The organism is Streptomyces sp. NPDC057445 (assembly GCF_042802855.1).
Classification (GTDB): Bacteria; Actinomycetota; Actinomycetes; order Streptomycetales; family Streptomycetaceae; genus Streptomyces.
In genome coordinates this window covers 141,136-153,033 of sequence record NZ_JBHVDH010000012.1, presented here as the reverse complement: position 1 = coordinate 153,033, position 11,898 = coordinate 141,136, and the positions used below count along the sequence as shown (strand labels likewise).

Below are 11,898 nucleotides of genomic sequence, written 5' to 3'. Positions count from 1 at the left end.
TGTGAGGGAGCGGCCCGGCCCCCGACAGACGGCGAAACGATCATTCGGCGGCCGGGCCGCCACCTGCGGTCCCCGCGAGGAGCGGCGCGTGCCGCCATTTCTCCTCCACGGTCACCGAACGAAGCCGCCACCCACCGTCCGTACGCGCCAGAGCGAACGTGTACCGCCCGCCGGAGACGAAGTCGCCGCCCGACTCCAGACGCATGGGATTCACGTAGTCGGCCCGTACATCGGCCCCGTCGCCCGGATAGCCGCCGAGATCCTGGAGGCGCACCCGCCGGTTGACGATCAGATGCTGCCGCACGGGAAACAGCCGCATCGTCTCGGCCAGCCACCCGGCGACCTCCGCCGCAGGACCCTCGATACCGCCCGCGCCGCGGTAGTCCGCGCGGCCGTCGGGGGTGAACAGGGCCCGGTAACCCGTCCAGTCGGCGTCGTCCACGGCCACCGCGTACCCGGTGACCACATCCTCGATGGCCAGCCGGTCCATCACCGTCGCGAGATCCACGCGCTGCGTCATCGGCCAAGTGTCGGTCAGCGGACGCCCCACGCCAAGTGCCACGCACCGTCAGCGTGTGCGGTGGCCGACCGGCTCGCCGCGGCGCACCGCTCCCGGCGCCCTGGCAGCGGGGTGGTCGGCACGGGCGGAGGAACTCAGCTGCCAGGGGACGCTGATCACCATGACCCCCGGTGTGAAGAGCAGCCTGCGCTTCAGCCACAACGCCGACTGGTTGTGCAGCAGGTTCTCCCACCAGTGCCCGACGACGTACTCCGGGATGAACACCGCGATCACATCCCGCGGACTCTCCCGCACGATGGAGCGCACATGGACGAGGACCGCGCCGGTGATCTCCCGGTACGGGGAGTCCAGGACCTTGAGCGGCACGTCGATGCCGAACTCCTCCCACTGCCGCTGCAACTGCGCGGCGGCGTCCCGGTCGACCGCGACCGTCAGGGCCTCCAGCCGGTCGGGGCGGAACGCACGGGCATAGGCCAGTGCCCGCAGGGTGGGCTTGTGCAGGGTCGAGACCAGAACGATCGACAGAACCCGTGAGGGCGGGGCGAGTTCACTGCGCGGATCGGTCACCGCCAGCTCGGCCGCCGTCGTGTCGTAGTGGCGGCGGATGCTTCTCATCGTCACCCACAGCACGATCGCGGCGAGCACCGCCAGCCAAGCGCCCTGCGTGAACTTGGTGAGCAGCACGATGACGAGGACCAGGAACGTGACGACCGCGCCGGTGGCGTTGATGATCCGGGATGCGTGGTGGCGCCGGCGCAGGACGGGGTCCCTCTCCGTGCGCAGCTCCCGGTTCCAGTGCCGGACCATGCCGGTCTGGGAGAGCGTGAACGAGGTGAACACGCCCAGGATGTAGAGGTGGATCAGGCTGGTGACATTCGCCCTGTACGCCCACAGCAGGAGCCCGGCCACCACCGCGAGCGCCAGAATGCCGTTGGAGAAGGCGAGCCGGTCACCGCGGTTGTGCAACTGGCGCGGCAGATAGCGGTGCTGGGCCAGGATCGAGGCGAGCAGCGGGAAGCCGTTGAAGGCCGTGTTCGCGGCGAGGATCAGTACGAGCGCGGTGGCGGCCTGGACGTAGTAGAAGCCGAAGCTGTTCTCCCCGCCGAAGACCGCTGCGGCCAGCTGTGCGACGACCGTGCGCTGCGTGTAGTTCTCGCAGTCGGCCAGCCCCGTCAGACTGCACGGGTCCTGGGCGATGTGCACCTTCGCGACGAGCGCGAGGGCCGTGACCCCGACGAACATCGTGACGGCGATGACACCCATCGCGGCCAGGGTGGCCGCCGCGTTCCGCGGCTTCGGCTTGCGGAAGGCCGGTACACCGTTGGAGATGGCCTCCACCCCCGTCAGTGCCGTGCAGCCGCTGGAGAACGCGCGCAGGACCAGCATGACCAGCGCCAGACCCATCAGGTGGGCGTCCGAGGGCTCCGGTTCGATGCCGTACCTGGCCGTCTCGGCGACCGGAGCGTCGCCGAGCAGGTAGCGGAGCAGCCCTGTGCCGCACATGATCAGCACGCCTGCGATGAACAGATAGGTGGGCGCGGCGAACGCCCGGCCCGACTCGCGCACTCCGCGGAGATTGATCGCGGTGAGGAGGGCGACGAAGACGAGTGCCATCGTCACCCGGTGCGCGGCCAGCTCCGGGATCGCCGAGATGATGTTGTCGACGCCGGAGGCGACCGATACGGCCACGGTCATCACGTAGTCGACCATCAGTGACGCGGCGACCACCAGACCGGCGGACGGCCCCAGATTGGTGGAGGCCACCTCGTACGAACCGCCGCCGCTCGGATAGGCGTGCACGACCTGCCGGTACGAGAGCACGACGATGGCCATGAGCGCCACGATCGCGCCCGCGATCCACGGGGTGAAGTGCAGATAGGCCAGCCCGCCGAGGGTGAGCACCAGCAGGATCTCCTGCGTGGCGTACGCGACCGACGAGAGCGGGTCCGAGGCGAAGATGGGGAGGGCCAGCCGCTTGGGCAGCAGCGTCCCGCCCAGCTCCTCACTGCGCAGCGCAGGCCCGATGACCAGCCGTTTCAGAAACGCCGTCAGGTTGAACACGGCGAGAGCGTATGCGGCACACCCCGCCCCGCCTCGGCCCGCCGCGCCGGGGGGCTACGTCGCCGCCGCGGCGGGCCGAGCGGGTCAGTCGCCCGACTCGCCCGCGTGCGGGCTCAGCGTGTCCGTGCCGACGAGGATGAAGAGCGCGATGCCGAGAAGGATCCGGTAGACGACGAACGGCATGAAGCTCTTGGTCGTGATGAACTTCATGAACCATGCGATGACGGCGTATCCGACACCGAACGCGATGATCGTCGCGAAGATCGTCGGCCCCCAGGACACATGCCCTCCGCTACCCGCGTCCTTCAGCTCGAAGAGGCCGGAGGCGAGCACGGCCGGGATGGCGAGCAGGAACGAGTAGCGGGCCGCCGCCTCGCGCGTGTACCCCATCAGCAGACCGCCGCTGATCGTCGCTCCCGACCGGGAGACGCCCGGGATCAGGGCCATCGCCTGACAGACGCCGTAGATCAGGCCGTCCCTGACGGAAAGCTCCTCCAGCGACTTCCGGTGCTTGACCGAGCGGTGCTTGCCGCCCGTCTCGTCGCGGGCGGCGAGCCGGTCGGCGACGCCGAGCACGATGCCCATCACGATCAGCGTGGTGGCGATCAGCCTCAGATCCCGGAAGGGGCCCTCGATCTGGTCCTTGAGGGTGACGCCGAGCACGCCGATCGGGATCGAGCCGATGATGACGAGCCAGCCCATCTGTGCGTCGTGGTCACGGCGCATCGCCTTGTTCGTGAGTGAGCGGAACCAGGCGGAGACGATCCGGGCGATGTCCTTGCGGAAGTAGATCAGGACGGCGGTCTCCGTGCCGATCTGGGTGATCGCGGTGAAGGCGGCGCCCGGGTCCTGCCAGCCGGCGAAGGCCGCCGTGAGGCGCAGATGTGCGCTGGAGGAGATGGGCAGGAACTCCGTCAGCCCCTGAACGAGCCCGAGGATGAATGATTCGAACCACGACATGAAAGCTAAGCCGTCCAAGTGCTGGTCAGGTCGGAACGTACGGGGTGGGGACCGCGATTGGGCGTGCCCGCGTGGCAGCGTAGCGGCAACGGATCTCCGGCCTGCGGGCGGGCTGCCGCGCAGCGACCCGGCAGCCGTTCGGGGCACGGCTCCGTACGGGCCGCCTGCCGCGGGGCGACGCCGACCGCGGCGCCGCGTTCGCGTTCGCGGTCACGTTCGCGGTCGCTTTCGCGAGGGCCGGCGGGCCTCCGCGGTCTCAGGCTGTGACCCCGGACCCGCGTGACCTCAGGCCTTCGCCGGGCCCGTCACCGTCCAGCCCGGCGCGTGGACGTGCGGAGTCAGGGTCTCGGGGGCCGCTTCCCCGCCGCAGGACGCACAGACGACGACCGGGGTGAGCTTCTCACCGCATGTGTGCTCGAGCACCGTGGGGGGCCGTTCCGAGAGGTGCCGGTCGCCCCAGGCCATCAGGGTCAGGAGCACGGGCTGCAGCTCGAGGCCCGCCTTCGTCGGAACGTACTCGAAACGCGGGGGCCGCTCGCTGTACGGGACCTTCTCCAGCACCCCGGCCTCGACGAGCCGTCGCAGGCGGGCGGTGAGGATGTCGCGGGGTGCGCCGGTGTTCCGGGCGATCTGGTCGAAGCGGCGGACGCCGAGAGTGACCTCGCGCAGGACGAGCAGCGAGTACTTCTCGCCGACGAGGGCCAGGGTGCCGGCGATCGAGCACGGGCGGGGGTCCTTCATGCGCTCAGCCTAGAGAAGGCAGGGTTGGAAAACCAAACCGAGTCGTCTACTGTCGGGTAGCAAGAGAGTCCAGTTTTCCAACTCATCCGCCTGTGTCATGAGCGAGGAGGCGCGCTCCATGCGTGACGCCGTCATCGTCGAAGCAGTCCGTACGCCGATCGGAAAGGGAAAGCCCAACGGCGCGCTCGCCCGGATCCACCCCGTCGAGCTTCTGTCCCACACCCTCCGCGCCCTCGTCGAGCGCAGCGGCATCGATCCTGTCCTGATCGACGACGTGGTCGGCGGCACCGTCGACCAGGTCGGCGAGCAGGCGATGAACACCACGCGGTACGCATGGCTCGGCGCCGGGTTCCCCGAGTCGGTACCGGCCACCACCGTCGACCGGCAGTGCGGCTCGTCCCAGCAGGCCGTGCACTTCGCCGCGCAGGGCGTGATGGCCGGGGCGTACGACGCCGTCATCGCCTGCGGCGTCGAGTCGATGAGCCGCGTACCGATGTGGTCCAACGTGCCGCCCGGAGCCGATCCCTTCGGGCCAGGGGTCGCCCAGCGCTACCCGGAAGGCCTGGTGCCGCAGGGCATCAGCGCCGAACTCATCGCCGCCAAGTGGTCCATCGGGCGGGACGCGATGGACGAGTTCGCGGTGACGTCGCATGAGCGGGCCGCCCGGACCTGGGACGACGGACTCTTCGACGCCGAGGTGGCGCCGATCGGGGGACTGACCCGGGACGAGAGCGTCAGGCCGGGGACGACGGCAGAGATCCTGGCCGGCCTGCGGCCCTCGTTCCAGGACCCGGTCTTCGCCGAGCGCTTCCCGCAGATCGAGTGGTCGGTCACCGCGGGCAACAGCAGCCCCGTCAACGACGGTGCCTCCGCCGTCCTCATCACCTCGGGCGAGACCGCCGAACGGCTCGGACTGCGCCCGCTCGCGCGGCTGCACAGCTTCGCCGTCACCGGATCCGACCCGCTGCTCATGCTGACCGGCGTGCTCCCGGCCACCGAGAAGGTCCTGAAGCGGGCCGGTCTCGGACTCGACGACATCGACCTCTTCGAGGTGAACGAGGCTTTCGCGAGCGTGGTCCTGGCCTGGCTCCAGGAGACCGGAGCCGACCCGGCGAAGGTCAACGTCCACGGCGGCGCGCTCGCCCTCGGCCACCCGCTCGGCGCGAGCGGCACCCGCCTGATGACCACCCTCGTCCACGCGATGCGCCGGCGCGGGGCACGCTACGCGCTGCAGACGATGTGCGAGGCGGGCGGGCTCGCGAACGCCACGATCCTGGAAGCGCTGTAGCCCCCGGGCCCGCGGCCCGGTCACGGGGACCGGGCCGCACCGCTCTTCAGACGCCGCGGCCCACGTCGGCGCGGTCGCGGCTCACGCCACCACGGTCAGGACTCACATCACCACGGTCGCCGGCCACGTCACCGCCGCCGAGACGGTGCCGTTTGCGCCAGGCCACGACCACCGCGGCCAGGGCCGACACCACGATGAAGCCCGTGGCGACGAGGAACGCCGGCGAGGTCGGAGAAGCCGCGCGGCTTCCCGCGACGACGTACGCCGCGGTGTTCGGCACCGAGCCCACGGCCGTGGCCACAAGGAAGGGGACATACCCCATACGGGAGACCGCGGCGCAGTAGTTGGCCGCGGCGAAGGGGACGCCGGGGAAGAGCCGGACGGCCAGCATCGAGCGGAAGCCATGGCGGCTGAGCTGGCCGTCGGCGGCCCTCAGCCAGCGCCCGCGCAGCAGCGGGCGCAGCGCGTCCTGGCCCAGCACCCGGCCGAGCGTGAACGAGATACCCGCACCGAGAACCGTCCCGGCGATCGCAGCCGCGAGGCCCACCTGGGAACCGAAGAGCGCCCCCGCCGCCAGATTCAGCAGCGGCCTCGGTACGAAAGCCGCCGTACAAAGGCCGTAGGCAGCGCCGAAGAGGACCACCGCCGTTCCGCCGCCCACCTCCGGCGGCCAGCCCGCAGCAAGCAGCCGCTGGGGCTCGTACATCACGACCGCGCACGCGGCGAACGCCAGCAGCAGCACGAGCAGCGCCAGCCGGGACCAGGGAGACACAAGGGCCCGGCCGCAGCGGAGAGCGAGGCCGTCGCGCGGCCCGGGGACGGGGTCGAGCATCAGGGGAGACTAACCGACGAATCCGTCCGATCGCCGTAATCTGTGCCGCATGACTCCCCTGGCCCCGCCCCGCAGCGACCTCGCCGACACCGTGCTGGAGCGCCTCACCGCCGGCTACGCCGCCGCGGCCGACCCGGTGCGGGCCGCAGAGGCTGCCGCGTACATGAAGAACATCGCGCCGTTCCTCGGCATACGCACACCCGACCGCCGCGCCCTGTCCCGCACGGTCCTCCAAGGCACCCCGAGGCCCGACGAGGCCGACTGCACGGCTGTCGCGCTGCGCTGCTGGGAACTGCCCGAGCGCGAGTACCACTACTTCGCCGCCGACTACCTGCGTCGCTACGCCGGACGCTGCTCCTCCGGATTCCTGCCCGTCGTACGGCACCTCCTCACCACGGTCTCCTGGTGGGACACCGTGGACACACTCGCCGCGCATGTCGTCGGGCCGCTCGTCGCCGCCGACCCGGAGCTGGTCCCCGTCATGGACGAGTGGATCGAGGACGACAACCTCTGGATCGCCCGTACCGCCCTGCTCCACCAACTCCGCTACAAGGACGCCACCGACACCGAGCGGCTCTTCCGCTTCTGCCTGCGCCAGTGCGGCCACACCGACTTCTTCATCCGCAAGGCCATCGGCTGGAGCCTGCGCGAGTACGCCAAGACCGACCCGGACGCGGTACGCGCCTTCGTCGACGGCGCGCGCGACCGGCTCGCCCCGCTCTCCGTGCGGGAAGCGCTCAAGAACCTGTAGGCCCGGAGCAACCTGCGGGCCCTGAACCACTCCGCGGGCACTGACCGATCCCCGGGCCTCCGACTCCCCGGCCCCGTACGGGACTCCGCACACGGAAAACCATTCGACGCGGCCCGCCCCCGGCAGCGATCATCGACGCATGTCCAGGTACGCCTTCCTCGCAGCGCCGTCCGCAGTCGCGGACGCGCCGAAGGCTGCCGAATTCCTCCCGGTCGCCGCGCTCGACGCGGCCGCTACCGCAGCCACCGTCGCGGCTGTCGCAGCGATCGCCGCCCCAGCGGCCTTCGACGGCGCCCGAAGCTGACCCTCCCCGGATCGTCCGGCGGACCCCGCAGGGGGAGGGTCGGTCCGGCCCAGGGGTCCCCCTCCACCAGGAGTTCACGCGTCAAGTTCCGGGAAGGAACTGGAACAGCCATGCCCAAGACGGCATACGTGCGCACCAAGCCGCACCTCAACATCGGCACCATGGGCCACGTCGACCATGGCAAGACCACCCTCACCGCCGCCATCACCAAGGTCCTGAGCGAGCGCGGCAGCGGCACTTTCGTACCGTTCGACCGGATCGACCGCGCGCCGGAGGAGGCCGCCCGCGGCATCACCATCAACATCGCGCACGTCGAGTACGAGACCGGCACCCGGCACTACGCCCACGTCGACATGCCGGGCCACGCCGACTACGTCAAGAACATGGTCACCGGCGCCGCGCAGCTCGACGGGGCGATCCTCGTCGTCTCCGCGCTCGACGGGATCATGCCGCAGACGGCCGAGCACGTCCTGCTGGCACGTCAGGTCGGTGTCGACCACATCGTCGTCGCCCTCAACAAGGCCGACGCGGGAGACCCCGAGCTGACCGACCTGGTCGAGCTCGAGGTCCGCGAACTGCTCACCGCGCACGGCTACGGCGGTGACTCGGTGCCCGTCGTCCGCGTCTCCGGGCTCAAGGCACTGGAGGGCGACCCGCGCTGGACGGCGGCCGTCGAGGCACTGCTCGACGCGGTCGACACCTATGTGCCGATGCCGGTCCGGTACACGGACGCGCCCTTCCTGCTTCCGGTGGAGAACGTGCTCACCATCACCGGACGCGGCACCGTCGTCACGGGCGCCGTCGAGCGCGGCACCGTGCGCGTCGGCGACCAGGTGGAGGTGCTCGGCGCGGACGTCACGACCGTCGTCACCGGCCTGGAGACCTTCGGCAAGCCGATGGAGTCCGCAGAGGCCGGCGACAACGTGGCGCTCCTGCTGCGCGGTGTGCCACGCGACGCCGTACGCCGCGGGCACGTCGTCGCGGCGCCAGGCAGCGTCACACCGAGGCGCCGCTTCACCGCGCAGGTGTACGTCCTGTCCGGACGTGAGGGCGGCCGTACCACCCCGATCGGCACCGGATACCGGCCCCAGTTCTACATCCGGACCGCTGACGTCGTCGGGGACGTCGACCTCGGCGGGACGGCGGTCGCACGCCCCGGCGACACCGTCACCATGACCGTGGAGCTCGGCCGGGACATGCCGCTCGAGCCAGGGCTCGGCTTCGCGATCCGCGAGGGCGGCCGCACGGTCGGCGCCGGCACGGTGACCGCACTGGTCTGACCGGCACCCACCGGGTGCCACGGGTCCGCCGCCCGCCTCGTGCGGGGGGCGGACCCGCCGAACAGGCGCCACACTGCTGCCATGGCGGACACGGACGACGCAGCCGGGAGAGCAGCCGACAAGGGCCGCACGGCCCTGGTACTGGGAGGAGGCGGACTCGCCGGCATCGGCTGGGAGATCGGCATCCTGCACGGCCTCGCACAGGCGGGCGCCGACCCGACCGGCGCCGATCTGATCGTCGGCACATCGGCCGGATCGGTCGTCGGCGCGCAACTCACCTCGGAGCTGCTCAACCTGCACGAACTGTACGAGCGTCAGCTCGCCGATCCCGACGGGGAGGTGCCCGCGGGAATGGGCGCGGCAGTGCTGGCCCGGTATCTGTGGGGCGTCCTGCGGTCCCGCGACCCCGAGGCCTACGGCGCACGCATGGGCAGACTGGCACTCGCCACCCGCACCGAGCCGGAAGAGGTGAGACGGGCCGTCTTCGCCGCGAGGCTGCTCACACACGACTGGCCCAGGGCACGGCGCCTCGTCGTCACGGCCGTCGACGCCCTGACGGGTGAGTTCCGGGCGTTCGACCGGGAGAGCGGGGTGGAGCTGATCGACGCGGTCGGCGCGAGCTGCGCCGTACCCGGCGTCTGGCCGCCCGTCACCATCGACGGGCGGCGTTTCATCGACGGGGGAGTGCGTTCCTCCACCAACGCCGACCTCGCCCTCGGCTACGGCACCGTCGTCATCGTCGCCCCCATCGCCGTCGGCGGCGGCCCGGTCCTCTCCGCCCGCACGCTGGCCCACCGGCTCTCCGCCTCCGGCGCCAAGGTCGTACTGATCACCCCGGACCGCGCCGCCCGCAGGGCGTTCGGTCGCAACGTCCTGGACCCCGCGCGCCGCGCACCCTCTGCGCGGGCGGGCCTGGCACAGGCGGCGGCGCATGCGGAGGCGGTCCACAGGATCTGGCCCGGCTGAGACGGCAGCGGAGCCCCGACGCAGGACGGTGCGGTCGATCAGGCGCGAGGCGGACGAACCCGCACGAGGGACAGGCGCACAATGGGCGGGTGAACGAGGCCATACCCGTCAGCCGGGCCGTCGACCACGGCACCGCCAAGCTCATGCCCGATGTCGACCGCGAGCGCGCCTGGCTGCTGACCGTGGACGGGGCACCGCAGTCGTACGTCGACCTGGACGACCCCACGCACCTCGAGTTCGAGTACGTGCGCCGCCTCGCCCACGTCATCGACTGCGCGGCGGACGCCGAAGACCCGCTGGACGTACTGCACCTGGGCGGCGGAGCACTCACCCTGCCCCGCTATGTGGCGGCCACCAGGCCCGGCTCACGGCAGGACGTCGTGGAGGCGGACCACGGGCTGCTCGCCCTGGTCGCCGAGCACCTCCCCGTCCCCGCGGACGCGGCGATCACGGTTCACCGCGCCGACGCCCGCCGATGGCTGGAACAGGCCCCGGAGCACTCCGTCGACGTCCTCGTCGCCGACGTCTTCGGGGGCTCGCGGGTGCCCGCACATCTCACGTCACAGGAGTACGCACAGGCCGCCGCGCGTGTCCTGCGCCCCGGCGGCCTCTACGCCGCCAACCTCGCCGACGGGGCTCCGTTCGACTTCCTCCGCTCCCAGCTCGCCACCTTCGCGGCCGAGTTCGAGGAACTGGCGCTCGTCGCCGAGCCCGCGGTGCTGCGCGGCCGCCGGTTCGGCAACGCCGTCCTGCTCGCCTCGCACACCCCGATCGACACCGCCGCGCTCGCCCGCCGCACCGCGTCCGACGCCTTCCCGGCGCGCGTCGAGCACGGCCGTACCCTGAGGAGGCTCACAGGCGACGCACAGGCGGTACGGGACGACAACGCCGTCGCCTCACCCGAGCCGCCCGACGGCGCTTTCAGCATCGGCTGAACCCACGGCCGGCACAGCGGCACCCTCCGCCACCCGTCTCGTACGCCTCGTCAGATTCCGTACGTCGGGCACCAGCAGCACCAGAGCCGTCACGAGCACGATCAGCGCCGCGCAGCCCCACAGCGCCTGCTCCCGCCCGAACAGGCCCTCTGCGGGCCCCGCCAGCGCGGTGGACAGCGGCAGCATCGCCGTCGAGCCGAACCAGTCGTACGCGGAGACCCGGGACAGCTTCTCCTCCGGGATCTCCTGATGCAGCGTGGTCATCCACGCCACGCCGAACACCTCGATCGCCACACCGCTGAGGAACATCACCACGGCCAGCGGCCCGATCGCCAGCGGCACGGCGAGTGCCGCAGAAGGCAACGCCAGCGGAAACACGCACAGCGTGCCCACGAGAAGCATCCGCCGCGGCTTCCACCGCATCATCAGCAGCGCCCCGCCGAGCGTGCCCGCCCCGAACGCCGCCAGTGCCAGGCCCCACGGCCGTGCACCGCCCAGCGACTCCTCCGCGACCAGCGGCCCGTACACCGAGTCGGCCGCGCCGACCACCGCGACCACCACGGAGAACTGGGCCACGATCGACCACAGCCAGGGCCGTCCGACGAACTCCTTCCAGCCGTCCCGCAGATCGGCGAGCAGCCCGCCGCCCGGTGCCCGGTCCGGAATGTGACTCACGTCCAGGAAGGCGCGCAGGGCGCCCGCCACCGCGAAGGCGACCGCGTCGATCGCGAGTACCCAGCCGGGCCCGACCGCTGCGATCAGCGCGCCGCCGAGCGCCGCGCCACCGATACCGGCGCCGTGCATCGCCATGCGGAAGAGCGCGAACGCCCGGCTCGCCTGCTCCCCGTCGACGCTGGACATCAGCATGCCCTCGGCGGCCGGGTTGAAGAACGCCTGCCCCGTGCCGCAGAGCGCGGTCAGCAGCATCATCTGCCACAACTGTGGATCCCCGGCCAGCACCAGGGCGGCGAAGGCGGCCTGTGAGACGCAGTTGAGCACGTTGGCGGCGACCATCACCCGGTGCCGCGGCAGCCGGTCCGCGATCGCCCCGCCGATCAGCAGGAAGAGCACGAGAGGCAGGGTCCGCGCCGCCGCCACGAGACCCACGTCGCCGCCGTCCCCGCCGGACTCCAGCACCGCGAACGCCGCGGCGATCAGCGCACCATGGGTACCCAGATTGGTGACGATCGCCGCGGCGGTCAGCAGCGAGTAGTTACGGCCCGCCCACTCGGGGCGGCGGGAACGGCGGGGACCGGACAT

General features: G+C 71.5%; 12 protein-coding genes. 6 read left to right on the top strand and 6 right to left on the bottom strand.

All coding sequences use genetic code 11. The features are described 5' to 3' along the window. Positions 1 to 40: 40 nt before the first annotated feature. The 4 genes from ACFU5O_RS24385 to ACFU5O_RS24370 form a co-directional block, all read right to left on the bottom strand. A complete protein-coding gene (locus ACFU5O_RS24385; RefSeq protein ID WP_384243859.1) occupies positions 41 to 520 on the bottom strand; it encodes a nuclear transport factor 2 family protein in 480 nt (159 codons plus the stop codon). Between the two features lie 48 nt (positions 521 to 568). Continuing rightward, entirely contained in the window at positions 569 to 2,581 is a 2,013-nt protein-coding gene (locus ACFU5O_RS24380; RefSeq protein ID WP_384243858.1) for an APC family permease, read from the bottom strand. 84 nt (positions 2,582 to 2,665) lie between these two features. After that, positions 2,666 to 3,541, bottom strand: a complete 876-nt coding sequence (locus tag ACFU5O_RS24375; RefSeq protein ID WP_384243857.1) for an undecaprenyl-diphosphate phosphatase — start codon at positions 3,539 to 3,541, stop codon at positions 2,666 to 2,668. A gap of 285 nt (positions 3,542 to 3,826) precedes the next feature. Further along, positions 3,827 to 4,282 carry a winged helix-turn-helix transcriptional regulator gene (locus ACFU5O_RS24370; RefSeq protein ID WP_384243856.1) on the bottom strand — a complete coding sequence of 152 codons (456 nt, stop codon included), beginning with the start codon at positions 4,280 to 4,282 and terminating at the stop codon, positions 3,827 to 3,829. Positions 4,283 to 4,400: 118 nt separating this feature from the next. Between ACFU5O_RS24370 and ACFU5O_RS24365 the strand changes: the two genes are divergently transcribed. After that, complete coding sequence (locus ACFU5O_RS24365; RefSeq protein WP_384243855.1) at positions 4,401 to 5,570, top strand: thiolase family protein; 1,170 nt, start codon at positions 4,401 to 4,403, stop codon at positions 5,568 to 5,570. A gap of 46 nt (positions 5,571 to 5,616) precedes the next feature. Here the strand turns inward: ACFU5O_RS24365 and ACFU5O_RS24360 are convergent, their stop codons facing one another. Continuing rightward, a complete protein-coding gene (locus ACFU5O_RS24360; RefSeq protein ID WP_384243854.1) occupies positions 5,617 to 6,402 on the bottom strand; it encodes a TVP38/TMEM64 family protein in 786 nt (261 codons plus the stop codon). Between the two features lie 49 nt (positions 6,403 to 6,451). On the opposite strand from ACFU5O_RS24360, the gene ACFU5O_RS24355 reads away from it, so the two are divergent. The 5 genes from ACFU5O_RS24355 to ACFU5O_RS24335 all read left to right on the top strand — a co-directional run bounded on the left by ACFU5O_RS24355 (position 6,452) and on the right by ACFU5O_RS24335 (position 10,638). After that, positions 6,452 to 7,153 carry a DNA alkylation repair protein gene (locus ACFU5O_RS24355; RefSeq protein ID WP_384243852.1) on the top strand — a complete coding sequence of 234 codons (702 nt, stop codon included), beginning with the start codon at positions 6,452 to 6,454 and terminating at the stop codon, positions 7,151 to 7,153. Positions 7,154 to 7,292: 139 nt separating this feature from the next. Continuing rightward, positions 7,293 to 7,457 (top strand): hypothetical protein, encoded by a 165-nt coding sequence (locus ACFU5O_RS24350; protein WP_384243850.1) that lies wholly within the window; start codon positions 7,293 to 7,295, stop codon positions 7,455 to 7,457. Positions 7,458 to 7,567: 110 nt separating this feature from the next. Continuing rightward, the gene (gene tuf / locus ACFU5O_RS24345) at positions 7,568 to 8,737 is read left to right on the top strand and encodes an elongation factor Tu (protein ID WP_384243848.1); all 1,170 of its coding nucleotides are present in this window, start codon (positions 7,568 to 7,570) and stop codon (positions 8,735 to 8,737) included. Positions 8,738 to 8,818: 81 nt separating this feature from the next. Then, entirely contained in the window at positions 8,819 to 9,703 is an 885-nt protein-coding gene (locus ACFU5O_RS24340) for a patatin-like phospholipase family protein (protein ID WP_384243846.1), read from the top strand. 89 nt (positions 9,704 to 9,792) lie between these two features. Then, positions 9,793 to 10,638 (top strand): spermidine synthase, encoded by an 846-nt coding sequence (locus ACFU5O_RS24335; RefSeq protein ID WP_384243844.1) that lies wholly within the window; start codon positions 9,793 to 9,795, stop codon positions 10,636 to 10,638. Here ACFU5O_RS24335 and ACFU5O_RS24330 read toward each other — a convergent pair. Beyond that, positions 10,600 to 11,898 carry an MFS transporter gene (locus ACFU5O_RS24330; RefSeq protein WP_384243921.1) on the bottom strand — a complete coding sequence of 433 codons (1,299 nt, stop codon included), beginning with the start codon at positions 11,896 to 11,898 and terminating at the stop codon, positions 10,600 to 10,602. The genes ACFU5O_RS24335 and ACFU5O_RS24330 overlap by 39 nt on opposite strands.

Coding starts and splice junctions, on each gene's coding strand:
- ACFU5O_RS24365 (WP_384243855.1), top strand. CDS start 4,401: ATGCGTGACGCCGTCATCGTCGAAGCAGTCCGTACGCCGATCGGAAAG.
- ACFU5O_RS24330 (WP_384243921.1), bottom strand. CDS start 11,898: ATGTCCGGTCCCCGCCGTTCCCGCCGCCCCGAGTGGGCGGGCCGTAAC.
- ACFU5O_RS24350 (WP_384243850.1), top strand. CDS start 7,293: ATGTCCAGGTACGCCTTCCTCGCAGCGCCGTCCGCAGTCGCGGACGCG.
- ACFU5O_RS24355 (WP_384243852.1), top strand. CDS start 6,452: ATGACTCCCCTGGCCCCGCCCCGCAGCGACCTCGCCGACACCGTGCTG.
- ACFU5O_RS24340 (WP_384243846.1), top strand. CDS start 8,819: ATGGCGGACACGGACGACGCAGCCGGGAGAGCAGCCGACAAGGGCCGC.
- ACFU5O_RS24360 (WP_384243854.1), bottom strand. CDS start 6,402: ATGCTCGACCCCGTCCCCGGGCCGCGCGACGGCCTCGCTCTCCGCTGC.
- ACFU5O_RS24385 (WP_384243859.1), bottom strand. CDS start 520: ATGACGCAGCGCGTGGATCTCGCGACGGTGATGGACCGGCTGGCCATC.
- tuf (WP_384243848.1), top strand. CDS start 7,568: ATGCCCAAGACGGCATACGTGCGCACCAAGCCGCACCTCAACATCGGC.
- ACFU5O_RS24370 (WP_384243856.1), bottom strand. CDS start 4,282: ATGAAGGACCCCCGCCCGTGCTCGATCGCCGGCACCCTGGCCCTCGTC.
- ACFU5O_RS24375 (WP_384243857.1), bottom strand. CDS start 3,541: ATGTCGTGGTTCGAATCATTCATCCTCGGGCTCGTTCAGGGGCTGACG.